This is a genomic window from Christensenellaceae bacterium (assembly GCA_031260975.1).
Classification (GTDB): Bacteria; Bacillota; Clostridia; order Christensenellales; family UBA1242; genus JAISKJ01.
Genome location: JAISKJ010000001.1, coordinates 21261 through 43555 on the forward strand (window position 1 = coordinate 21261; position 22295 = coordinate 43555).

The following is a 22295-nucleotide window of genomic DNA, read 5'->3' on the forward strand; positions in this document are numbered from 1 at the left end:
ATAAATCTGATTATTATCTAAGCTTGGTTTTTATACGCCCCAGCGCATTGTCTATACTTTTAGGGTCCTTATGAAGGCGTTTAGCAATTTCAACATAATTAAGTCCGTCAATATAGAGCTCTATTACTTTCTTTTCAAAACCACTCAAAAGTTTGTTAATTTTATTATAAACCTCAGCTATTGCTTCTTCGCCAATCAAACTCTCTTCAGGTGAAAGACTTGTTGAGCTTATATATATACCCTTTTCTTCATCGCCCTCTTCTTCGGCACTGGACACCACAATCATGCCCTGATTGTTGATTGAAAAATAAGTGTTAAGCGGCAGATTTTTGTTGTTGGCGGCACTTCTGATTGCTGAAACAATCTGACGGCGTACGCAAACAGAAGCGTAAGTCTTAAAGCTTGCCGCCTCACCTTGTTTGTATGTCGTTATCGCCTTATAAAGCCCTATCATTCCTTCCTGCACAATATCATCAGTGCCGGCACCCACCAAAAAATATTTGCGGGCAATTGAATTTACCAAAGGCTTACAAAAGCTTAAAAGGCGTTCCATAGCCGCCTCGTCCCCTTTTTTTATAAGCGCAAGCTCCTCCAAAATTTCCATCATTTAAAATTCCTTTGTCTGACAATTTCATAAACTATCGCACTTGCAGCACTGCCTGCGTTAAGCGAATTTATCTTGCCAAACTGCGGCAAGCTAATTAATCCGTCGCAAAGCTTTCGGGTGAGCGTACTTACACCCTTGCCTTCGTTTCCAATTACTATCGCAATAGGCCCCACACAGTTTGTCTTATATATAACTTCACCGTTCATAGCGGCAGCATAAACCCAGAAGCCGTCTTTTTTAAGATGCTCTATCTCGGTGTGAATATTTGTAACCTTTGCAATTTTCATGTGCGAGGCCGCTCCGGCGCTCACCTTTAAAACCGTAGAATTTACAAGAGCCGAGCGTTGCTTTGGGATAACTATCCCATGCACACCCGCGCATTCACAGGTTCTTATAATACTTCCCAGATTATGAGGGTCCTCAATGCCGTCAAGAATCACAACAAAAGGCTGCTCGCCCAAATCTGAGGCAAGCTTTTTCATATCACTCACTTCGCTGTATACAAACTCGGTGACCTCGGCCACAAAGCCCTGATGCCGCCCGCTTTCACTCAACCTGTCCAGCAGCTTTTTGTCAGAAAACGAAATTCGTATCCCGCGCTCCTTGGCTTCGGTTATTATATTTTCGCCAAGCTCATCATGATGGCCCACCTGCACTACAAGCTTATTAAAGGTAGTCCCCGCCAAAAGAGCTTCATAAACACTATTTTTGCCCTCTATAATCATTCTTTTTCTCCCAACCTCAAAATCTCTTTAAGTCGCTCGCTTTGGCCACTCACAAACAAATACCCGAGCAACGCTTCATAGGCCGTTGATTTCATATATTCACTCAAACTCGCCTTTTTGCTGGGGGCGTTAACTTTGGTGTTGCGCGCACGCCTGACCAAATCCTGTTCACGTTCGGTCAAAAATCCTTCAAGCTTATCAAGAACCTCACTCTGAGCGGTAGCCTTAACCTTAAGCACACTTTGCTTGTGAAGGCTTCCGCTTTTGGCGGTAGAGCCTATAAACACACATGATTTTATAAACAAACCATAAACTGCGTCCCCCACAAAGGCCAGGCTTTGCGGGTTCAGCATAAAAGCATCCCTTTCTTCAAGCGTCTTTTTCAAAAATATGTCCATGCCCTATTGTAGCACAAGAGCCGGCGCAAAGCAAATGCTTTGCGCTGACCGCTATTTAATCCGCCCATGTGTTTATGTAATTAATTTGAATGAAAAAGCGAGACTCTCGCCTCGCCAAATGACAAATTGTTTATGCTCAAAAAAGATATGGATACAACAGAATAATACAAGCGATGTAGATAGGCAACAAAATACAGAATGAAATCAAATAGGCCTTAAATGACTTTTGCATTGCCGCAAGCTGCTGCTCGGGTGTGCGCTGATTGCCGGCATTCTTAGGACGTGCGTTCCATTGCCCGGTCATAGTCCCCACCACTGTCTTTTGTTTTTCAGATAACTGCTCAAGTGTCTTTTTTACATACGGCGCATACATAATAATATAAACAAGCATCACAACAAGTATAACTTCTAACATATTCCCTCCTCCTTTGTATATATCATATTATACCCCCCCCCCGTCGATTTTGTCAAGCATATTAAATAAAAAAGCAGGGCCATAAGCCCCGCCCTAATCAAAACGTATCCGCCATAAAAAACTCTTTGAATTCCTGATTGGTTTCAAGCAGCTCTTCAAACTTACCTTTAGCCACTACCCTGCCGCCATTTACAAAATATATCAGGTCACAAGTCTTAACTGTAGAAAGCCTGTGCGCCACAACAATAATAGTGTGCTTGCCCGACAACATCTTTATGCTTTCCTTTATATCATTTTGCGAAAGGTTGTCTAGGCTGCTTGTGCTCTCATCAAACAAAATATATTTGCTGCCCTTCAAAAATGCTCTGGCTATACTAAGCCTTTGTCTCTGACCTCCGCTCAGCATAACTCCGCCCTCACCCACTTTAGTTTCAAGCCGCTTTGGCAGAGTGTTTACATAGTCAAGAAAACTTGCCGATTTCAAAGCTTCAAGCATCTCATTCTCGACAGCGTCGGGTTTGACCATTGCTAGGTTTTGTTTAATGGTTGCGTCAAAGATATACGAGCTTTGATTTACAAGTGCGATATTTTTTCGCAGACTGTCCTTTGTCATGGTCTTAATGTCAATTCCGCCAAGCAATACCTGCCCCTCATCAGCCTCATAAAGCTTTGCAATCAGGTTGAGTATAGTCGTTTTTCCGCCGCCGCTCTTGCCCACAATACCAATGGTCTGATAAGGCTCAACCTTAAAACTACATTCACTCAAAACAGGTGTTATGTTGATATCCCTCGTAGTTGCACGTTCCCTTTTTATAGCATTTCCGTCATCATCATAAAGCTCGTCATTTATGCGCTCGGCAATAGTCTTATAGCTAAAGCCTACGTCCTTAAATTCTATGCTGGGTTCACCTATTATAGCATCCGCATCCCCAAACTTTTCGTCAGGAAAAATCATTTCATCATACAATTCATTTATTCGTTCGGTCGAAGTTTTATAATCCGTCGACGCTTCACCGAGCATATTTATACGGTTGCTTATCGACCAGAAAATGGATTCATTAATCACAATAAACAGCAGCACTCCCACTGACATTCCATAATCCTTCGTGAGGAATATCGCAAGCAAAATAACCGAAAGCAGACCTATGTCAATCAAAAAGTTTGTAATCAAACCTGAAGTGGCTGTCCATCTCATACGCTTGTATGTGCGGTTTTGCATTGTGTTGATTTTTGGCACAACCACACAACGTACCTCTTCATCTATATTGAGCGTCTTTATATCTCTTTCACCCTTAACTGTTTCGGTCTGAGCACTTGCCAGAATATCTCTCGATTTTTTAAGCGAGCGCTGAAGCTTCTTTCGTCTCTTTGCCATAAAGAATCTCACAACGGCCACAATTGAAGTAATAACAAGACACGCAAGTCCTATCCAAATATTTAGCATACACATATACGCCACAATCATTATGTCATATAGCAGATATGTGCCCTGTGTCGATATAGTTATAAACTGATCTATTGCAGTCTGCTGCTCACTGCCCATACGTGAAATAAATCTTCCGGTTGAGTTTTCCTGAAAGGCTCTCGAACTCTTCTGCAAAACAAGATTGAACACATCCTTCCTTGCCGTTCCAACCATTCTCCTGGTGAATATTGCAAGCAACCAGTCACTAAAATAACTCATAATATCTGCGGCAAAATTTGCACCCACAACCCCAACAAAATACCACATAGCTATTTCAAAATTAAGAAGAGTTATTTGTTCCAAAAATATCGCAAACAACGCAGCACGCGCAAGCGCCACAACGTTTGTAAGAACCATAATAATAATGTAGGCAATCAAAGCTCCCTTAGTAAGTTTGGCGTACTTAAAAACACTAAACTTATCCTTAAGTTTAATGTTCTGCAAGTCTTCTTTTACGACATACGGCTTCGGCAGTTCTTTTACAATTTTTTCTGCGTCCCCGTCCTTGCGTTTCATACGCTCCTCCTTTTGTGCTAAATGCTTCTTAAAAAGACCAAACACGCCCACAAAAACATGGGTCTTATTCACAATATGTCCACGCCCTTGATTTATCCTCTAAAAAACAAAAAAAGCGGGGCCATCAGAACAATTTCATTATACCTCAACTCTCCGCCGCCGTCAACGGGTATTTGAAAAATATACCATAAAAATCCCCGCCTTTTTCCTTTTATTACTCTAAAGCGGCATATATTTGCTGCTCAATATTTAGATACCAAAAAAACAACCATGTTCTCCTTTTATGTGCTGTGATACATACCACTTTTACTCTTTACTTTCTCCCTGCTCAGGTGTCCACCTTGGAGTGCAAACAGGAATAAAAACACCCTTGGTTTTTTCGGTCCAAAAATACCATTCATCTTTGTCAATCAGCACGGCATCGTTTTTTTATTTTAAGCCCCCCCCTCTATACTTAAATATTTTGAAAGTATCTTCATCAAACTTTTGATAAGTACTCTCTGCTCTACACTTCAATTGCCGCAATCAACCGCATGCGGGCTGACACCTCTATCCTCAGCAATAAAAACCTTTTCAATGGTTGTGCCTAAGGCCAAAGCAATATTAAAAGCAAGCTCCAGCGAAGGAGTATATTTGCCCGCCTCCACCGCTAGTATTGTCTGACGCGAAACACCCGTCAGGTCAGCAAGCTGCTGCTGTGTCATTTCATGAGCCAGAAAGCGCAGCTTTCTTATGTTGTTTATGATAACAATATTCTTTGCCATATCTGTTACTTCCCTACGCCTTTTTCATAACAAACAACAGCAAAAATTCCCTGACACACCGCACTTAAAAAGCACGCTCCCAGAATAACATGTAAAGCTATAACGGGCCCAACACCGCAGGCAAGAACAATCAAGGCCACAATAATGCCGAGTCCGGTAATTCCATAGCCCATTCTGTTAGATTTATTATCAATGCTTTTGTCCATCTCATCCTCAGACATTTCAGATTTCACAATCCGTTCAATCTCTTTTTTGTCTTTGCCCCTCTCTCGTATATTAACCCTAATATGCACAACCACATGAAAAGCGATTTCTACAACAATGCATACACCAATACCAATGCCCAGCGCAATTAAAATAAGTATCGCCCAGCCTTTCAGGTCCTCTACGCCGGGAGCTGATGAACTCAACGAATAAATCAAATAGCCTGCCAGCATTCCCAGCCCCGCAACCAGCTCCGTAATAATCTTTTTACTTTTAAATGACATAATCTAATACCTCCCTTGATATTATATGCATATAGTACAATATATTTTACATTATGTCAACTATTTTTTACATTTTGTTATAAAAAACTTACAAACGTATTTAATCTGTTAAAAATCGTGAGGAACTTCTACCTTTCCATCATATTTAAGCACCGTGTGAGCAAGAGTCAGCACAAACACTGCTTTGGACCCGGCTTTCAAAAGTGTCTTTGCAATCTCGTCACATGTGGAGCCCGTAGTCATAATATCATCAACCACCAAAATATTTTTGCCCTTCACTTTAGTTTTATCTGTAACCACAAATGCTCCGTCCAGATTGTGACGTCTTTCCTCCTGCGTAAGTTTAGCTTGCGTTGGAGTATCTTTTATGCGCTCTAAAATATCAGCGTATTCAATCCCTACAGTTATACTCACCTCGCGTGCCAAAAGCGCCGCTTGATTATATCCGCGCTCTTTTGCTCTTTGATGACCAACAGGAACCGGCATAATAAAATCAACCTCAAACCCCGCTTCATTAAACTTATCCGTCATAAAACTAGCAAGAGGCTTTGCCAAATATTTACCTCCGCCATATTTGAGAGTATGTATCAATGACACCATTTTGCCGCTATAATCAAAACACGACACTCCGCGTTCAAACCTGAACTTCCGTTCTTTGCAGGTCAGACAATATTTCCCCATGCCTGTTATACTTACACCGCACTTCTTACATTCTTTAATTATTTTCGGAAGACGCTTAAGACAATCATAACACATATCATGCGGACGCTCATAACTCAGTTCATCTCCGCAAACAATACATTCAATTTTACTCGGAAACAAACACTCCAACATAAAGTCCTTAAACCTATTCACCATACAGGAAATCCGCCTTTTTCTTTTGTGTTTTTAAAAATTCACAAAGCATGCTGTTGCGGCTGGCAGTATAATTGTTGTGTATCATATACGCAATATTTTTACGGCTTCCCACCAGCACCACAATCTTTTTGGCACGGGTCACAGCAGTATACAAAAGGTTGCGCGTTATTATCTGCCGGCTGCCTGCAACAACGGGAATAACCACCACATCAAACTCACTGCCCTGACTTTTGTGAATAGTTGTAGCATAACAAATCGACAGCTCGGTTATCTCATTTCGCGGATAAACCACAATTCTGCCGTCCTCAAATTCAACTGTAGTTTCATAAGTCTGAAAATCTATCAGAATAATTTTGCCCATATCACCGTTAAATACGCCCTCGCCCTCTTGAGTATATCTGCCTTCAAGCCTAAACCACGCGCGGTTATAATTGTTGCTCATCTGCATTACCTTGTCACCTACGCGATAGGTAGTATGTTCAAGAGCTATTTCAGCCTTTTTAACAGACTGAGGATTAATAAGCATTTGCAGCTGCTGATTAAGGTTGTTTACTCCGCACACTCCGCTTTTCATGGCAGCAAGCACCTGAATCTGCGCGGATTCAAGTCCGGTGTATTTAGGCAGTCTATAAAGCACCAAATCTATCACAGTTTTCAGCATATCCTCAGTGCTTCCCTTTTCTTCAAAGAAAAAGTCCTTGCTTTTATTGTTAAATTCGGGCATCTTGCCGTTGTTTATAAGATGCGCGTTTGTAACAATCAAACTATCCTCATCCTGCCTATAAATCTGCGTAAGACTGACTGATTTTATAACCTCACTTTTAAGTAAATCAAACAAAACATTACCGGCTCCTACGCTTGGCAGCTGGTCTTTGTCGCCCACCAAAATAAGCTTACAGGTGGGTTTGAGAGAGCGAAACAGATAAAAAGCCAGCGGTATATCCACCATCGAAACCTCGTCAATTATAATAACGTCGGCCGGCAACTTGTTCTTTTCGTTATGCACAAATATGCTGTTTGAGTCGTCCTCACTGTGACGCACCTCAAGTGCACGGTGAATGGTGCTGGCGTCAACTCCGCACGACTGTGAAAGTCTCTTTGCAGCTCTGCCCGTTGGAGCCAGCAGATAAATTTGCTTGCCTTGCGCTTTTAAAAAGTTCAGTATACATTTTATTATAGTGGTTTTTCCCGTTCCGGGACCTCCCGTTATCACCGACACGGGGCAGTTCACCGCCATTGTTACAGCTTCCTTTTGGTCAGAGTGCAGCGTAATTTTATTTTGTTTTTCATAAAGCTCTATTTCGGCAGACAAGTCAATTATCGTACCGTCGCCGTTGGCGTTTAGAGTTGTAAGTTTTTTAGCAACAGCATTCTCCATAAAATGCATGCGGCTGAGCATTACAACAGGCCTGCCCTTGCTCTCAAACTGCTTGATGACATTATCCATACTGAGGTTTTCCAGCACATTATTCACCAAGACTTGTCCGCTTTCAACTTCAAGATTAATCAAACTCAGCACCTGCCCGCAAAGGTCACCCTGAAACAAAAAGGTATTTCCACCTTTGTCGGCGGCCTCTTTTAGGGTATGCAAAATCGCAGCCCGCACACGAAACTCACTGTTTGGAGCCACTCCGAGATTAGAGGCAATCCTGTCAGCTGTCAAAAAACCCACACCGTCAATATCCTCAATCAATTTATATGGATTTTGCGATATCACATCAACAGTCTGCTGATTATAGATATTAAAAAGCTTTACCGCCATGTTGGTAGTAATACCGCGGTCCTGTAAAAACATAATGGCACGCTGCATGTTTTTAATCTCGCTAAAAGCTTCCCCAATCATCTGAGCTTTGTTTTCACTCACGCCCCTGACCTCAGTCAGCCGCTCGGGGCTAAACTCTATTATGCTGAGCGTATCTTTGCCGAACTTTTTTACGATTGCCTCTGCCGTAACAGGTCCTACCCCCTTAATAAGCCCGCTTGAAAGATATCTTATAATTCCGTCTGCTGTCACAGGGTCACTTATTTTAATATTACTAAACGAAAACTGCTCACCGTATTTATTACTTTTAGTATACTCTCCTTCAAGCTCTACAAATTCGCCCTCGTTTATGTTGGCACTCTTCCCAACACATGTAACTAAAATGCCCTCAACATCTATGTTAAGCACCGTATAGCCGTTTGCGCTATTTTTATATACTACGTCTTCAATGACACCGCTTAGTTTCATTTCTCTATTATATGTTAATTAAACTTTTTTGGCAAGTTTTATGGGCTCTCAATACCTTTTTGCTTGCCAGCATTTTGTATTTTTGATAGAATTAAATCATGAAATTAAACGAAAGAAAAGTTCTGATAACCGGAGCCAGCAGCGGCCTCGGGCAGGAAATTGCAAAAATACTCATAAATAAATATAACTGCCAGGTTTTGGGCGTTGCCCGAAACGAGCAGAAACTCATACAGTTTAAAAATGATTTGGGTGAAAAGTCCCAAAATTTTGACTATTATATTATGGATGTGAGCATAGAAGAAAATTGGCATAAGCTACACCAAAAACTTACTGAGGAAAGCCGTGTTATAGAAATTTTAATCAACAACGCAGGCATTATGCTGCCCTTTAAATCTGCAGATAAAACTGAAACAAGTGAAGTTGAAAGAGTTATGAAAATAAACTACTTTTCGGTGGTGTATGCCTGCAAAACCTTTATACCTATGCTGATAGGTCAAAAAAATCCCGCCATAATCAATATCGGAAGTCTTGCATCTCTGTGCTGCCTGCCGGGTGTAGCGGGATATTCTGCCAGCAAGGCGGCTCTTAAAAGCTATAGCGAAGCGCTGAGCGTAGAGCTTGGAAAAAACATTTTTGTAAGCACCGTTATGCCGGGGTTTGTAAGAACCAATCTCATGAGCGGCGCCATTGCTGAAGGTGAAGAAAAAATAATAAATAAAGTTGCAAGGCCTGCCCCAAAAGTTGCAAGAATTATTGTGCGGAAAATGAAACACAACTGCCGCCGTATGATATTGGGCGCAGACGCCAAAGCAATGTTTCTTTTCTATAGATACTTCCCTCGAAGCAGCGGCAGAGTTGCGGGTAGCTTTCTTAGGCTTACCAAAATAAAGACCCTTCAAAATATATACACCGACAAAAACGACTATTGCGAAGCAACAAGTTTAATAGATAAGCAGAAATGTGGAAAAGGAGAAGCCGATGACTAAACTTTTAGACGGTGCAGCGCTGGCGCTAAAACTGCGGGAAACTCTTAAGGAAACAATAAATTCAGAATTCGCACTAAAAAATAGGGCCATGCCGCATATTGTAATCATTAATGTTGGAAACAACAAAAACAGTCAGATGTATATCACCGGAAAGTTTAAAGCCTGCCAGATGCTTGGCATTAAAACAACGCTGGAGCACTTTAACATCATTCCTACGCAGCAGCACCTTAACAGCGTTATTGAAAAACATAATAATAACCCCGGCGTTGATGGAATTTTGGTGCAGCTCCCCCTGCCCCCTGGGCTTAACGCTACCGAAGCCATAAATAAAATTGCCCCCGACAAAGACATTGACGGGCTGACCTTTGTTAACCTCGGAAAACTTATAAGCGGTGAACCCAGCGCAGTTTTAAGCTGCACACCTCAAGGTGTCATCGAACTTGTCAAAAGCTACGGTGTGGGGCTTTGCGGCAAGTCCGTAGCCCTTGTCAACCGCAGCCTGCTTGTAGGAAAACCACTTGCTCAGCTTCTCACTCAAAATGACGCAACAGTCACAGTTTGTCACACCAAAACAAAAGACCTAGACCATATATTAAAATCAAGTGATATAATTATCACCGCCGTAGGTCTAAAAAACTTTGTAAAGGCCGAACACGTCAAAAAAGGCACAGTCGTAATCGACATTGGCCTCACCTTTGACAAAGATGAAGGCAAAGTCTTTGGCGACTGCGATTATGAAAACATCAAAGACCTGTGTTCATACATTACTCCCGTGCCCGGAGGCGTCGGTCCCATGACCATAACAATGCTTATAAAAAATCTGATAACACTCGCCATTCAACACCGAGAAGCCATTGAGGCCGCCTCAAAACAAAAGGATTCTAACAACTAAAAAACAAAAAGCCCGCATAAATGCGGGCCTCTTTTTATTCTACATAAGGTAAGTATATTCACTAATGTTTCTGTAGCTCCCCTTATTCAAAGAATATATCTCCGTCCTTACCGTACCCCTGACTGTGATACATATCCTCAAGGGCGCGGGCATTGTTGAAAAAGTCTATTTGATTTTGAGCATCTGCATTTGAGTCTTTTAATTCCTGCACCTGCCGGTTTAGCTCCGCCGCCTCTGCCTTAAGCTTGCTTAGGTGCGTAAACTGAAATATCAAACCCACCAGCATACCTACAACGACAAGCACGACCGCAACAGTAATCGCGCTTATCATTCTTTTCATGTTGCTTTGTTTCATGCTTGCCTCCTTTTGTGTTTTTTAAAATATCTCAGGCTAAATCTTTCATCTTTCGCTTTTTGTTTAATTTGATTGTTTTTAAAGTTTTTTATGTATCGCAAAAATATTTTGCCTGTACTCCAATTATACCACTTAAAAAGACGATTGTAAAGTAGTTGTAAACCCGCTTTCACAATCTTTCCTCCCAACTTATTCATCAGGAAAAAACCCAGCAGCATAATGGCTGCAGTCATGACGCCGATTTTGCCGTAGTCACAAAAATTTACGGCCCACACATAAGCAAAACCACAAAACACAATAAAGGCGAAATCAAATACGTGCCCCAAAACTTTTACACATCTCAAAAAATACAGCGCATTAAATCCAAGCGCAAGCAAAGCCCCCATCCAGAGCATAAAAAAGAATATCCAAATTTGAGTCTCGGTTTCAAACAGCATTATTTTACAAGTCTCTTAAAGAAGTTGGTTTTGTCGCGAGCAGCGGTGTATTTAAGTTCATTTATCTGCCCCGCAATATCAATAAAGCCGCCGGCCACATCCAGCCGATCAACATGCATACCCATACCAAAAATATTGAGCATACACCCCGACACAACAATGCAAATTCTGCTCTCGTTTGCGCCTATCACCTTTTCAAGCCCCGTAACGCTCAGGTTTGTCCTGTTTACAAGTTTAAGTTCGCTTTTCTTTGTTTCTTCCGGCATATAACCCTCCCAAGTCAGCGCGTCTTTACACACGCCTTCAACATATAGTTATGTTTCCGTAAAATCAATTATGCAAATGGGGCTCAACTAAGAAACAAAAATATCCGTAAACATCCTTTTAAATCTGTAAAATCATTCATTGTAAGACATCAAATTTATGAGAGCACCAAAATTTGTGCGTTGAAGCGCAGCGGTTTAGCAAAATTTTGGAAAAGAATAAATTTGATGTCTTACAATGAATCATCTTTGGGATTCAAAGGGGCAAGGCCCCTTGCAGGGGATTAAAAAGGGAGCACACGCCCCCTTTTTGCTTATTTATTCCTCATCATGCCCGCAGCAGCCGCACCCGCAGTGGTGGTGATAATGTTCACCCCCGCAACAATCGTTTCCGTCATCAGGCAGCGCCCACACATTTATGTCAAGCATTTTTATCTCAAATCCCGGATAAGCTTTAAGCAGCGTCTCATCATCAGGCAAAAACGGCAGTCCCTCGTTTTTTAAGATTAAGCTTTCAACCTCGTCGTCAAGCTTATCCTGCAAAAGCTGCATGCACTCGCCAATGCTCGCTATATCCTCAACCGAACAAAATTCAAATCCGGGCAAAAAACCTACAAACTTCACTTCGCCGTCTTTTGTTTCATTCTTTACCATAGCGGGATATGCCGCCACCATAAGAGTGCGCTTAACCAGACCCGGCATACGTACTATATCTCCAAAGTCCTGCTCTTTTGCGACTGTTTGTGATTTGGCTTTTGTTTTGGCCTTCTTTGCCTCTGCCTTTGTGTTCTGCGCTTTAGCTGACTTGCTCATTTTGACCCGCTGCGGTGCGGCCTTAGGCTGCTGTTTTTTGGTCTGCGCGCTTACATTTTGTTTTTTGACAGCACCAGCCTTTACATTTCCTTTTTTAACGTCAGTATTTTGAATTGTTCCTTTACTCATAAATTTCTCCTTTAAAAGATAATACAATAAAATCAGCCGGCTTGTCAAATAAACAAAAACCATATAAATGGCAATGCGCAAATTACAATAAAAATACCAATTATAGACACAATTGCCACCCAAAAATTCAGCTCACCAACAAATTTACTTCCTTCTCTTTCAGCAAGCATCAAACCAATATCACTCAAAACAAAAGAAAAGACTAAAAGCACAACGGAAATAATAAATGAAACAACAAATCCAAATAAGCCGAAAAAAATCAAAAAAATCAGGGGCAAATACTTCGCTAAACAAAGCGCAACAATGCCTAAACGAAATGATAAACTATGTTCTTGTGAAGATATCATGTTTCTCCTTTATTTGCTAAAATTATACCTTCATCCTCCCCCATCTGTCAAACAAAAAACCACCAAATGGTGGTTCTCTTTCAATCTCCCTTAAATGGAAGCAGTGCAATATTTCGGGCTCTTTTTATTTCAACTGCCAATACTCGCTGGTGAGCAGCGCACACACCCGTCTGACGTCTTGAAATAATCTTGCCTTTTTCGGTCACATAACGCTTAAGCGTTGCAGTATCCTTATAATCTATCGCTTTACTCTTATCCACGCAAAACGGACAAACCTTGCGTTTGGGCATACGTTTCTGCTTTCTCGGAGCAGATTTCTCTTCGCCCTTTTCATGCACTTCGGTCTTTATTTCTTCTGACATTTTATTCTCCTTTTATTTAAGTTTTTATTTTTACCATTGTTAACACTTCGATGCGCCCTTAGATGGACTGCTTTGAAGTGTTAACTAAAACGGCATAGTGTCATCTTCAATAGGCTGCAGGTCGGTCACATCATTGTCGGAATTGGTGTTTTTGGGTGCACTATAACCTTCTCCGCCGCTGCTTCCTTTACTGCTTAAAAACTCAACTTCATCCGCTAAAACCTCTGTCACATAGCGTTTGGAGCCATCCTGAGCGTCATAACTGCGAGTCTGGATTGTCCCTACAACGCCGGCTTTGCTACCTTTTTTAAGATATTTGTGACAGTTTTCAGCCTGTGCTCTCCAAACTACAATGGGTATAAAATCTGCCTCTCTCTCGCCCTGCGCATTGTTAAATCTTCGCTGAACAGCCACAGTAAACCTGCAATAGTTTATTCCGCTGTTGGTAGTGCTGAGCTCCGGGTCCTTTGTTAAGTTACCTACTAAAATTACTTTATTCATAAAAACTCCTCAATCTTTTCTTCTTTTATAAACGCAAAAACTCAAGTTAAACTTTTTCAGTCTCTTTTTATAATGATGGTTCTCAAAATTCCGTCGGTTATGTGCATAAGCTTTTCCATTTCAGAGCTGACTTTGGGGTCTGCTGAGTAATTCATAAGCACATAAAATCCGTCTTGCTTAAACTTTATCGGATACGCCAAACGTTTGATGCCCATCTTTTCTGTGTTTTCAACAGTGCCTCCGCGAGAAGTTACATATTCACTGAACTTTTTGATGAGAGCCTCTCTCCCATCCTCGCTGACACTGGGCGTAATGATATAAAGCATTTCGTACTTTGTCATATTTTTACCTCCTTTTGGACTAATCGGCCGGGCTTCCCGACAAGGATATGCGGAAAGAAAAAAACAAGTCTGTTTGTTTTCCGCAATCATAAACCAAACGGTTTACTCACCTAATATAGCACAACCCAAACAAAAAAGCAAGACAAAAACAAACAAAAAGCGGGGTGCCCTATAGGCAATCCACACGCTTCAATGTTTCATACTTTACATTTAATCTTAAATCTATACACTCCCCTGAACATCAACCGTTACCTTAAATGTTATGTGCTTAATATATTCATCTATATTGGGGAGATTGTCAAGGAACTTTTTAAACTGACGCGTTCTGAACTTATAAAAAGTGTCATAGGCTTCAATAATATCAAAATTATTTTCCTGACTAAGCGTTATAGCTGTGTTAAAATCTTCTTCTATCTTTTCGGTTATAGCCGCCTTCAAAACCTTGTTTACATTTTCCTTAAGCATATGAAAATTATCAAGGGTATAGCCATCTTGTTTGACTTCAGCCACCCTAGCCCTCACTTTAACCTTAAGCTCATATATAGGCGCACCGTCTTCAAAATAGGCCTTTACGTTAGAACTCTTATCCACAATCTCTACACCAACTGTAGCGTCCTTATACTGTTCACCTGTAACATGTTCAATCATAATGTTTCCGCTTGCGGTATCTTTAAAAAACCATCCGAAAGCTATAACCTCTTCCTTTTCAAGCATACGCACCTTTTTGCCGTGCTTCAATACAATAGCCTTACCTTCGTTTACAATCTTTTTCTTTCCGCCGCCGCTACCGCCCCCGCCACCTTCACTGCCGCTGCCGCTGCTGCCGCCCTCACTTCCGCTGCTGCTCTGATCTCCTCCCGATGAACCGGAAGAAGGTTCCTCTTTCACGTCAATACATCCCATACGCGAGCATCCCGATGGGCTGAAATAGCCTATATAAAAATCGCTCAAAAAAGTCTGCATTCCTCGCAGGTTTACGTTGCTAAACTCTCCCTCTCCTCCCATACTAATCGCCAGCGAATTTTGCGTATCAGCGCTGGCATTCAAAAAATCTTTAGCACTCTGCGGTGTATAAATAAGTGCGATATAATTAGTATTAAGCTCAAATCTAACAAAGTAATCATAAATCTTGGCAATATCACCCTCTGTCACATCTTGGCTTATTACAATAGACTGACAGTGTGAAAACCCTATAGGCTTGCCGAGCTTCAGTGATAGGTCAGCAATAGTGGCGCTAATATCCCCGTTCTTGCTACTCAAAACATCCACCTTCTTATTAAACTGCCCGCTTGGTGTAGGCACTACATATTGCAGCGACACCTCATAGCCATTGTCACCGTTTTTATCTATGCCCACACTCGTAATAATCGCATCAGTCTTACTGTCCAAATCCCCAACAAGCACGCCCGGCAAAAATATTAATATAAGCAGTGCCATTATTATAACTACCTTATATTTTATCAACTTACTTACCATATTCACCTCGCTCCCGACCTTGAGGTCGCCGCGGCGTTCTAAATTTTTGCTGCCCTGCAGCATTACTGTCAAGAGGGTTTTGCGCCTTATCAGTCTTTGCGCCCGACCGGTCGGATTTAAGTCTGAAAGCAAATATCCAAAGCATAAAGGGTATTATAAACTGCACCAGATAATCAAAATACTTACCGTATCTTATGCCAAAGGCAGCAAGCTTTGCTATGTCAAAATTTATGCCGGCAGCAACTGCCAAAATTATAATACAAATAAGCATGCCTATTTGCCACTTATACTTGGTTCCTATTGCCTCCTGAGCGCAAAACTGCGAGCATACCCCCACAACAACGCAATATAAAAACATAGCACTGCACCATATAATCGCTATTATCCAATGTATGCTGGCAACATCCGAGCTTCGGGGCAGAATTGAAACTATATCAGAATTTGATTCACTATAGTTGCCGGCGTTATAGTGAAAAAGACTTGCGTAAATCACATAGAAAGCAATAATTAATACAACCGTTATAAGAAGAGTAAGAATCATCGCACGGTTATGATTCTTGCTACGTTTAATGTTTCCCATAACCATTACGTAGACCAGAAAGTTTCCGGCCCACAGCGTATAATCAAGTGCCGGAACGGTTGAGCTTATAACGCCGTTTTCAAATATAGGCAACATGTTGCTGAAATCCGCGGGTATGCTTGCAAAAATCAGCACAGCCACAATCGCTGCCAGCACAATCGGAACAAATATCTCCATAAGCCTGCCAATGCTCCTAAGTCCCATTGTTATGATATAAAACAACACTATAAGCAGAGGAATAGCAAAAGTAATCCACTGCAAAGCCGAATAAAGCGTAAAATAAAGATATAAATAATAGCCCACAAACACAGCAATTGTACGCATCAAAAAGTGAACACTGAACAATATCAAAATAATTTTGGCAACAACATTACCAAACATTTTGATAAGCATTTCCTTAAATGTCATATCGGGATATTTGTGGCTTAACCACAGCAGTACTATGGGCGCCATAAGCTCGAGTGTACCCAAAAAGAGCACGGCCACAGGGGTGTCATTATTAACAGCTCCCGAAAGCAGGGCCGGCAGAAACATAAGTTTAAAGGTTATCGCCGCTAGAATTAGCATAAAACACGCCTGACGGGTAGTTATCAGTTTCATATTACCGCCCCCTTGTTTTGTTGGTTTGGCCAAAGCTCATCGGACGTTTTTTCATATCCTGCAAGTTTGCCTTCCGCACAAAGTCTTGCATATCGTTTTTCACAAACGGAGAATAGGGCGCAAGATAAGGCGCACCGTAATTGTCAAAATTAGATAGATATGCCAAAATTGTTACGGCGCCAAGCATAAGCCCCTGCACCCCCATAATTCCACCCATAAAAGTAAAAAACAAACGAAGTATTGATATCTGCGAGCTCTGGTCGGGCACAACGTAGGTGGCTATGCCCGACACTGCCACAACCATTACGGCCGGAGGGCTCACCAGCCCCGCCTTTACTGCCGTATCTCCCAAAATGAGTGCACCCACAATTGATATGGCAATACCCAAATATTTGGGCATTCGTATGCTTGCTTCAAACAGCATTTCAAAAAGTATCAGTATCAAAAATATTTCAAGCAAGGGGCTCAGCGGAAGATTTTGAGCGGAGTTCACGATAGTAGTAAGAAACCTAAGAGGTAGCAGCTTATAATGATAAAGCTCCATGGCCACATAAAGCCCCGGCAGAAGTATTGCAACCGCCATTCCAAAAAGCCGCATAATTCTTAAAAAAGCCGCTCTATAAGGCTCGGTATAATAATCATTACTGCTCTGAATATCCTCCAGCATTAAAAAAGGAACCGTCAGAACCATAGGTGAGCCGTCTACAACAATGGCAATCCTACCCTCCAAAATTTTTGAGCACGCAACGTCGGGCTTTTCGGTGGAGTTTATTTGCTTAAACATGCTAAAGGGACGCTTTTCCAAAAACTGCGCGATATAAAAACTATCTATAATTCCGTCTATGTCAATTTTCTGTATTTTCTTCTTTACTTCACTTACAATCTTTTTGTCGGCAACATCGCTCAAATATACTATTTTCACAGCAGTTCTGGTACGCCTTCCTACAACCAGAATATCCACCTTAAGCTTGGTGGTAAGCAGTCTTTTTCTGATAAGTCCCATATTGGTCTTAATGCTTTCGGTAAACCCCTCTCTCGGGCCCTTAACAACCGACGAGGTTGGAGGCTCAATAACAGTGCGGCTTTCAAACTTGGCCACATCAAAACAAATAACCTCGCTAAACCCGTCAACAAAAAGAGCGGCGTTGCCCCTGAATATTTGTTCCAATGCCTCTTCATCGATTTCAAAAATCTTCAATTTTGAAACAACCGTAAAGTTGTTCATAATTTGTTGGATATTGTCAAACTTACCGCCGAGTGTGTTAATAGGCGTCAGCACGTCGCGGTTCAGCATGTTGGTGTCGACTATATCTTCCAAAAATATAAGCTTAGCAGATGTTCCGCCTATGACAAGATCGCGCGTTTTAAAATCATCATTGTCATTAAGCCACTGCTTAAACTTGTCTGCTCTTTGCTGAGCTGTAATTTTTTGTTTCTGTGTTTTTTTCATACCCAAACTCCAATTATGGTTAGTATGTTAAAACACATAAAAAATATCCAAAAAATACTACTCAGCAATGCTACAAAAAAATAAGAACAAAGCAAACGCTTTGTTCTTGTAATGGCACAACAGTCACACGAACGCTTCTGCAGACATCGTAGGTGTCAAAACCCTAGTGAGCGTAACTGTTATGCCGTGCCATATAATTCATTTTCTAAAGCCAAGCACAGCAAGTGGTATACCGGCAAATGCAACTCCTGAATCTGATATACAATATCACTCGGCACATTCAGCAACACATCGCAAAGTCCTCTCAGTTTTCCGCCGCCGCTGCCCGTCAGAGCTATAACCTTCATACCTCTTATCTTGGCTACTTGTGCAGCATAACATACATTCTTTGAGTTTCCGCTGGTGGATATTGCCAGCAGAACATCTCCATGGTCTCCAAGAGCATTAACAAGCTGCGCAAAAAGCAGTTTTTCATTGCAGTCATTAAGAAAGGCCGTATTAAACGCACAAAAAGAAGTGAGCGGAATACATTTGATACCCTGCTGTAAATTGTCAGCAATAAAATTACCCTCTTCGCCAAACTCCCTAACCAACTTATCTCTAAAATTAGAGCTCACTTGCCGCTTATTCATAAAAGATTTCAACAACTCCCCCGCAATATGCTCGCTGTCGGCAGCACTGCCACCGTTGCCGCAAACCAAAATCTTATTTTTGGCAGTTGACTTAAAAAGTAGCTCCACCGCATTCTCCAACTGTTTCTTGAGCTCCGCCAAAGACGGATTTCTTTCAAAAAAATCTCTAAAAATTTGCTTGGTTGTTTCTTTCATATTGCACCCCTTTTATTTATTACTTGTTTTTAAAAGCACAAAATCATTTTACCTTGTCTCCCGCTTGCGGTATCACCCAGCTTTCGGCCCCATTGGGCGTAAGCTTAACAGGATACACCTTGCCTATCTCCTCCATACTGTTTTGCAGCTTTTGACGGTTTATAGGGTTACACAGCATCAGCAAGAACCCGCCTCCGCCCGCACCTGACACCTTAATTGCCTCCGCTCCGCTTTTCATAGCGTGAGATATAATATCCTCAAGTTTTTTGTTTGAAACAAATGACGAGGTTTTCTTCTTGTTTTCCCACGCCTCTCTGAAGGATTGCTTTATACCCTCAAAGTCCCCTATAAGCACGCAGTCTTTCATAAAGGCCGCATTTTCTTTTATTTTCTGCATAGCATCCATAGCTGTCGTCTGCTTTTCGGTTTCTGTGTTTTTAATCTGGTCCTTTACAATGTTTTTGGCAAGCTCCAGCTGCACCTCGGCAGACTTTCGGCTTATTCCACTATAAAACAGCAGCATTGAACTTTCAAGCTCCAGAATACGCTGACGCGACAGGTGGAGCGAATTTACAATAACATTTCCGTCTTTTCTAAACTCCATAAAATTAAACCCGCCAAAAACTGCGGCGTATTGATCCTGCTTTCCGCCCGCAAGTTTAAGCTCCTTACGCTCTATATCATAAGCCATTGACGCTTTTTGATAATCACTGAGCCCAAGCCGAAGCCACTTGTCAAAGGCCTCAATTATGGCAATCACCATTGTCGACGATGTCCCAAGCCCCGAACCCACAGGCGCATCATTGCTGGTGCACATAAAAAATGACAGAGGTTTTCCATCGTTAAAATTTTTCACGATATGATTATACACTCCCCTGTGCAAAATGAGGTGGTCACCTATAATAGGGAGTTCAGTCACCGATTCGGTATCAATTGAATTTTTATTGTCATACGATTGAATTTTAATTCTATTATCCTGTGACGGATAGATTGTGCAATAAGCATACATACAAATTGCCGAATTAAGCACGCAGCCTCCAAAGCGATTGCTATACGACTCCAAGTCCGTTCCGCCGCCTGCAAAACCTATTCTAAGCGGTGCCCTGCTTCTTATTTCCATATTTTCCCCCAAATCCACTGCCAAGCAGCGATTTTATATTCCGTCCAAAAATTCTTCCCAATCAAGCCCGCATAATAATTATATCACCGCCGCTGCCGCCTTGTCAACAAAGTGGACAGCGCAACAAAAAAATACTAAGGATGTCTTAGTATTTTTTCTATATCTTTACTATCTTTTATTAAGGAACATATATCGCAACAAATTTGCCGTCGGGGAGGAAGTTCTCTATATATTCCACGCCGCTGAGCGTGCCGCCAAGGCCGCCATGCGAAAGTATATCGGTGTAACCCGCATTGGTAAGTTTTATTTCAAAACTCACGCTGTGCCCAATGGTGCTTGCCAAGTCAGTATAATACTCTATCAGTTTATTCAGCTGCACTACGCTACCCACCAAATGACTTACGTCCTCACTGTTGTGATTTACGGTCAGCTTCTCAAAATAATTATAATCAGTCACATTGTTGCTGCCCACTACAAATTCAGACGTGTGGCTCGGAAGGTTGTCGTCTACCAAGAAGTATGACCTGCTTGCGTATTCATACAAGGTGCTTGTGCCGCTGTCATACCAATAAGCCATTCCCCAAGTAGTATCAACCCAATGATATTCGCCATCCAGACCGATTTCGTTCCATGCGTGCTTGCCCTGAGCACCGGGATTGCCGGCCATACCGTTGACCTTAGTTGAGTATATACCTTCAATTCTGCACATAAGCGCAAAAGCCTTACTAAGCCCGTCACACACCGCAACCTGGTCATCTAAATCATAAAGTACGCCTTCAAGATGAAATACGCCAAAGTTGCCAAAGGAGTATACGCTGTCATCGCTTATCTCATCCATATAATCAAACAATACATGGTCATAGGTCACATTCTGAACAATATAGTTGTATATATTAAGCGCCTTCTCATAGTCGGTGAGAGCATCGCTGTTGTTGATTTGTCCAAGAATTGTCCGCGCGTTTTGATATACTGTATACGCCACGCTGGTGGTATTTGTAAATATGGGTTTTGCGCCGTATTGTGCCGCCATAAACAATTGTGTGGTGTTGTAAACCTCCACCTCAGTCTCTACGTCATCAATCGGGAAAGTTCTTGTATCGGGAGTGCCCTGAATATACTCCATATCAAAGTCATGATCTTTTGTGGGCTGAGAGTGCGTGGTTCTAAACTGCATAAGGGTGGGCTTGCCACCTGTGCTTATGTGAGAAACATCTGAAGCAGTAGCGTTTGCCGTGCTCAGCGTAAAATCATTATTGAGATAATATGTGAAGTTTTGAAGCTGCCAAACCTGTCCGCCGGCGTTTTTGACAACTCTTGTATAAATCTTGCCCGCCTGAGACCCTGAGGTATAAAACAGCACATTCAGTCCGTCATATTCAGGATAAGTGTTTTGATCGTTGTTTGGGTCGTATATAAACTTGCCCACTTGAGTGTTTAGGTCACCAGCCGAATAGTTAAGATAAAACTTAACATTATTTTTCCGGTAAAGAATGGTGTGCCATACAAGCATCTTAAGCTCTTCGTTGTTATCTATAACATAATCATAAGTCTGCCCGTTCATATAAAAAGTTTCGGCCTGATATACCTCGGGGCCTTCTCCGTCAAACCAACTGCAGCCTCCAAAGACAAATCCGGACATTAAAACAACCGCAATCAACGCAAACATTCCGTTTCTGATTTTTTTCATACTATCTCCTCTATCTTTTATGTTTAAAAACAAAAAATAATAACTGTAAATATTATATTTCTAGTATACCCACAATTCCACATAAAAACAAGTAAATTTACAAAAATCCTAAACAAATCTTGCCGGCCGTCTATTTTCTATTTTAAGGGGTTGTGCATTTATTCTCTCGACGGCAAGTGTCTGATTAGCATTTTTTTTTGTAGTGCTGCGTATGCACCACCATTAAATAAAAACAGGGCATATGCCCCGCTTTTTTATCTGAGTATAACCGATTCGTTTTCAGCAACAACTATGTCACCTTCGGCAAACACAACTCCGCTGTCGTGTTCATGATTTCGGCTTACGGCATTTACCTTAAGCGTTATCTTTTTCTTGGTTGACTGTGGCGACAGTATTGTATACCTGCCGGGCTTGACGGGTCCATCTTTGTTTACGTGATAAGGCTCATCGGCAGCGAGAATAATATCTCCTTCAACAAACGAAGCATTTACTCCGCCTTCTTTGTTATATATATTATCCTTAATAGTATACCTAACACCCTTCTTTTCTTTGGTGACAGGCTTACTTCTGCTATTTATTACCTTTGTCACAAGCCACAATATTATTATAAGCTCCAAGACACTTGTAATCAGCAAAACAACTTCTAAAGCACTCATATTTTTT

At 41.6% G+C, this 22295-nt stretch carries 26 protein-coding genes; 2 read left to right on the forward strand and 24 right to left on the reverse strand.

Going from position 1 to position 22295, the window contains the following annotated elements; genetic code table 11:
• Positions 1 to 13 precede the first annotated feature (13 nt).
• The 9 genes from LBN07_00090 to LBN07_00130 all read right to left on the reverse strand — a co-directional run bounded on the left by LBN07_00090 (position 14) and on the right by LBN07_00130 (position 8466).
• Positions 14 to 607 (reverse strand): sigma-70 family RNA polymerase sigma factor, encoded by a 594-nt coding sequence (locus LBN07_00090; GenBank protein ID MDR0849872.1) that lies wholly within the window; start codon positions 605 to 607, stop codon positions 14 to 16.
• A complete protein-coding gene (rlmB, locus tag LBN07_00095; GenBank protein ID MDR0849873.1) occupies positions 604 to 1332 on the reverse strand; it encodes a 23S rRNA (guanosine(2251)-2'-O)-methyltransferase RlmB in 729 nt (242 codons plus the stop codon). Before rlmB ends, LBN07_00090 begins: the two co-directional genes overlap by 4 nt.
• Complete coding sequence (locus LBN07_00100) at positions 1329 to 1730, reverse strand: Mini-ribonuclease 3 (GenBank protein MDR0849874.1); 402 nt, start codon at positions 1728 to 1730, stop codon at positions 1329 to 1331. The genes rlmB and LBN07_00100 overlap by 4 nt, the downstream gene beginning before the upstream one ends.
• A 136-nt stretch (positions 1731 to 1866) precedes the next feature.
• Entirely contained in the window at positions 1867 to 2145 is a 279-nt protein-coding gene (locus LBN07_00105; GenBank protein ID MDR0849875.1) for a hypothetical protein, read from the reverse strand.
• Positions 2146 to 2242: 97 nt separating this feature from the next.
• Complete coding sequence (locus LBN07_00110) at positions 2243 to 4126, reverse strand: ABC transporter ATP-binding protein/permease (GenBank protein ID MDR0849876.1); 1884 nt, start codon at positions 4124 to 4126, stop codon at positions 2243 to 2245.
• Positions 4127 to 4638: 512 nt separating this feature from the next.
• Positions 4639 to 4872, reverse strand: coding sequence for a helix-turn-helix transcriptional regulator (locus tag LBN07_00115; GenBank protein ID MDR0849877.1), 234 nt, complete (start codon positions 4870 to 4872; stop codon positions 4639 to 4641).
• Positions 4873 to 4895: 23 nt separating this feature from the next.
• Positions 4896 to 5378, reverse strand: a complete 483-nt coding sequence (locus LBN07_00120; GenBank protein MDR0849878.1) for a hypothetical protein — start codon at positions 5376 to 5378, stop codon at positions 4896 to 4898.
• A gap of 108 nt (positions 5379 to 5486) precedes the next feature.
• The gene (locus LBN07_00125; GenBank protein MDR0849879.1) at positions 5487 to 6236 is read right to left on the reverse strand and encodes a ComF family protein; all 750 of its coding nucleotides are present in this window, start codon (positions 6234 to 6236) and stop codon (positions 5487 to 5489) included.
• Positions 6226 to 8466: an ATP-dependent RecD-like DNA helicase gene (locus tag LBN07_00130; GenBank protein ID MDR0849880.1), complete on the reverse strand. Its 2241-nt coding sequence runs from the start codon at positions 8464 to 8466 to the stop codon at positions 6226 to 6228. Before LBN07_00130 ends, LBN07_00125 begins: the two co-directional genes overlap by 11 nt.
• A 98-nt stretch (positions 8467 to 8564) precedes the next feature.
• Here LBN07_00130 and LBN07_00135 point away from each other — a divergent pair, with 98 nt between their 5' ends.
• Both LBN07_00135 and LBN07_00140 read left to right on the forward strand, forming a co-directional pair.
• Positions 8565 to 9452, forward strand: a complete 888-nt coding sequence (locus LBN07_00135) for an SDR family NAD(P)-dependent oxidoreductase (protein ID MDR0849881.1) — start codon at positions 8565 to 8567, stop codon at positions 9450 to 9452.
• Positions 9445 to 10344, forward strand: coding sequence for a bifunctional 5,10-methylenetetrahydrofolate dehydrogenase/5,10-methenyltetrahydrofolate cyclohydrolase (locus tag LBN07_00140; protein ID MDR0849882.1), 900 nt, complete (start codon positions 9445 to 9447; stop codon positions 10342 to 10344). The genes LBN07_00135 and LBN07_00140 overlap by 8 nt, the downstream gene beginning before the upstream one ends.
• Before the next feature lie 82 nt (positions 10345 to 10426).
• Here LBN07_00140 and LBN07_00145 read toward each other — a convergent pair whose 3' ends face one another.
• The 15 genes from LBN07_00145 to LBN07_00215 all read right to left on the reverse strand — a co-directional run bounded on the left by LBN07_00145 (position 10427) and on the right by LBN07_00215 (position 22288).
• Complete coding sequence (locus LBN07_00145) at positions 10427 to 10699, reverse strand: septum formation initiator family protein (protein ID MDR0849883.1); 273 nt, start codon at positions 10697 to 10699, stop codon at positions 10427 to 10429.
• Positions 10696 to 11094, reverse strand: a complete 399-nt coding sequence (locus LBN07_00150) for a hypothetical protein (GenBank protein MDR0849884.1) — start codon at positions 11092 to 11094, stop codon at positions 10696 to 10698. Before LBN07_00150 ends, LBN07_00145 begins: the two co-directional genes overlap by 4 nt.
• 41 nt (positions 11095 to 11135) lie before the next feature.
• Positions 11136 to 11402, reverse strand: coding sequence for a hypothetical protein (locus tag LBN07_00155; protein ID MDR0849885.1), 267 nt, complete (start codon positions 11400 to 11402; stop codon positions 11136 to 11138).
• A gap of 315 nt (positions 11403 to 11717) precedes the next feature.
• Positions 11718 to 12341, reverse strand: a complete 624-nt coding sequence (locus LBN07_00160) for a hypothetical protein (GenBank protein MDR0849886.1) — start codon at positions 12339 to 12341, stop codon at positions 11718 to 11720.
• Positions 12342 to 12385: 44 nt separating this feature from the next.
• A complete protein-coding gene (locus tag LBN07_00165) occupies positions 12386 to 12688 on the reverse strand; it encodes a hypothetical protein (protein MDR0849887.1) in 303 nt (100 codons plus the stop codon).
• An 80-nt stretch (positions 12689 to 12768) separates the two neighbouring features.
• A complete protein-coding gene (gene rpsR, locus LBN07_00170) occupies positions 12769 to 12978 on the reverse strand; it encodes a 30S ribosomal protein S18 (protein ID MDR0849888.1) in 210 nt (69 codons plus the stop codon).
• A gap of 156 nt (positions 12979 to 13134) precedes the next feature.
• Positions 13135 to 13551, reverse strand: coding sequence for a single-stranded DNA-binding protein (locus LBN07_00175; GenBank protein MDR0849889.1), 417 nt, complete (start codon positions 13549 to 13551; stop codon positions 13135 to 13137).
• Between the two features lie 56 nt (positions 13552 to 13607).
• Entirely contained in the window at positions 13608 to 13892 is a 285-nt protein-coding gene (rpsF, locus tag LBN07_00180; GenBank protein MDR0849890.1) for a 30S ribosomal protein S6, read from the reverse strand.
• Between the two features lie 222 nt (positions 13893 to 14114).
• Positions 14115 to 15368 (reverse strand): hypothetical protein, encoded by a 1254-nt coding sequence (locus LBN07_00185; protein ID MDR0849891.1) that lies wholly within the window; start codon positions 15366 to 15368, stop codon positions 14115 to 14117.
• Positions 15358 to 16548, reverse strand: a complete 1191-nt coding sequence (locus tag LBN07_00190; GenBank protein ID MDR0849892.1) for a GerAB/ArcD/ProY family transporter — start codon at positions 16546 to 16548, stop codon at positions 15358 to 15360. The genes LBN07_00185 and LBN07_00190 overlap by 11 nt, the downstream gene beginning before the upstream one ends.
• A 1-nt stretch (position 16549) precedes the next feature.
• Positions 16550 to 17998, reverse strand: coding sequence for a spore germination protein (locus LBN07_00195; GenBank protein MDR0849893.1), 1449 nt, complete (start codon positions 17996 to 17998; stop codon positions 16550 to 16552).
• A 179-nt stretch (positions 17999 to 18177) separates the two neighbouring features.
• Positions 18178 to 18825 carry an SIS domain-containing protein gene (locus LBN07_00200; GenBank protein ID MDR0849894.1) on the reverse strand — a complete coding sequence of 216 codons (648 nt, stop codon included), beginning with the start codon at positions 18823 to 18825 and terminating at the stop codon, positions 18178 to 18180.
• A gap of 43 nt (positions 18826 to 18868) precedes the next feature.
• Entirely contained in the window at positions 18869 to 19945 is a 1077-nt protein-coding gene (locus LBN07_00205; protein ID MDR0849895.1) for a dehydrogenase, read from the reverse strand.
• Positions 19946 to 20123: 178 nt separating this feature from the next.
• Entirely contained in the window at positions 20124 to 21632 is a 1509-nt protein-coding gene (locus LBN07_00210) for a hypothetical protein (GenBank protein ID MDR0849896.1), read from the reverse strand.
• Positions 21633 to 21886: 254 nt separating this feature from the next.
• Complete coding sequence (locus LBN07_00215; protein MDR0849897.1) at positions 21887 to 22288, reverse strand: hypothetical protein; 402 nt, start codon at positions 22286 to 22288, stop codon at positions 21887 to 21889.
• Positions 22289 to 22295 lie beyond the last annotated feature (7 nt).

Coding starts and splice junctions, on each gene's coding strand:
- LBN07_00135 (MDR0849881.1), top strand. CDS start 8,565: ATGAAATTAAACGAAAGAAAAGTTCTGATAACCGGAGCCAGCAGCGGC.
- LBN07_00090 (MDR0849872.1), bottom strand. CDS start 607: ATGATGGAAATTTTGGAGGAGCTTGCGCTTATAAAAAAAGGGGACGAG.
- LBN07_00105 (MDR0849875.1), bottom strand. CDS start 2,145: ATGTTAGAAGTTATACTTGTTGTGATGCTTGTTTATATTATTATGTAT.
- LBN07_00185 (MDR0849891.1), bottom strand. CDS start 15,368: ATGGTAAGTAAGTTGATAAAATATAAGGTAGTTATAATAATGGCACTG.
- LBN07_00215 (MDR0849897.1), bottom strand. CDS start 22,288: ATGAGTGCTTTAGAAGTTGTTTTGCTGATTACAAGTGTCTTGGAGCTT.
- rpsF (MDR0849890.1), bottom strand. CDS start 13,892: ATGACAAAGTACGAAATGCTTTATATCATTACGCCCAGTGTCAGCGAG.
- rlmB (MDR0849873.1), bottom strand. CDS start 1,332: ATGATTATAGAGGGCAAAAATAGTGTTTATGAAGCTCTTTTGGCGGGG.
- LBN07_00120 (MDR0849878.1), bottom strand. CDS start 5,378: ATGTCATTTAAAAGTAAAAAGATTATTACGGAGCTGGTTGCGGGGCTG.
- LBN07_00145 (MDR0849883.1), bottom strand. CDS start 10,699: ATGAAACAAAGCAACATGAAAAGAATGATAAGCGCGATTACTGTTGCG.
- LBN07_00210 (MDR0849896.1), bottom strand. CDS start 21,632: ATGAAAAAAATCAGAAACGGAATGTTTGCGTTGATTGCGGTTGTTTTA.
- LBN07_00160 (MDR0849886.1), bottom strand. CDS start 12,341: ATGAGTAAAGGAACAATTCAAAATACTGACGTTAAAAAAGGAAATGTA.
- LBN07_00125 (MDR0849879.1), bottom strand. CDS start 6,236: ATGGTGAATAGGTTTAAGGACTTTATGTTGGAGTGTTTGTTTCCGAGT.
- LBN07_00190 (MDR0849892.1), bottom strand. CDS start 16,548: ATGAAACTGATAACTACCCGTCAGGCGTGTTTTATGCTAATTCTAGCG.
- LBN07_00100 (MDR0849874.1), bottom strand. CDS start 1,730: ATGGACATATTTTTGAAAAAGACGCTTGAAGAAAGGGATGCTTTTATG.
- LBN07_00175 (MDR0849889.1), bottom strand. CDS start 13,551: ATGAATAAAGTAATTTTAGTAGGTAACTTAACAAAGGACCCGGAGCTC.
- LBN07_00200 (MDR0849894.1), bottom strand. CDS start 18,825: ATGAAAGAAACAACCAAGCAAATTTTTAGAGATTTTTTTGAAAGAAAT.
- LBN07_00205 (MDR0849895.1), bottom strand. CDS start 19,945: ATGGAAATAAGAAGCAGGGCACCGCTTAGAATAGGTTTTGCAGGCGGC.
- LBN07_00155 (MDR0849885.1), bottom strand. CDS start 11,402: ATGCCGGAAGAAACAAAGAAAAGCGAACTTAAACTTGTAAACAGGACA.
- LBN07_00150 (MDR0849884.1), bottom strand. CDS start 11,094: ATGCTCTGGATGGGGGCTTTGCTTGCGCTTGGATTTAATGCGCTGTAT.
- LBN07_00110 (MDR0849876.1), bottom strand. CDS start 4,126: ATGAAACGCAAGGACGGGGACGCAGAAAAAATTGTAAAAGAACTGCCG.
- LBN07_00195 (MDR0849893.1), bottom strand. CDS start 17,998: ATGAAAAAAACACAGAAACAAAAAATTACAGCTCAGCAAAGAGCAGAC.
- LBN07_00140 (MDR0849882.1), top strand. CDS start 9,445: ATGACTAAACTTTTAGACGGTGCAGCGCTGGCGCTAAAACTGCGGGAA.
- LBN07_00165 (MDR0849887.1), bottom strand. CDS start 12,688: ATGATATCTTCACAAGAACATAGTTTATCATTTCGTTTAGGCATTGTT.
- rpsR (MDR0849888.1), bottom strand. CDS start 12,978: ATGCCCAAACGCAAGGTTTGTCCGTTTTGCGTGGATAAGAGTAAAGCG.
- LBN07_00130 (MDR0849880.1), bottom strand. CDS start 8,466: ATGAAACTAAGCGGTGTCATTGAAGACGTAGTATATAAAAATAGCGCA.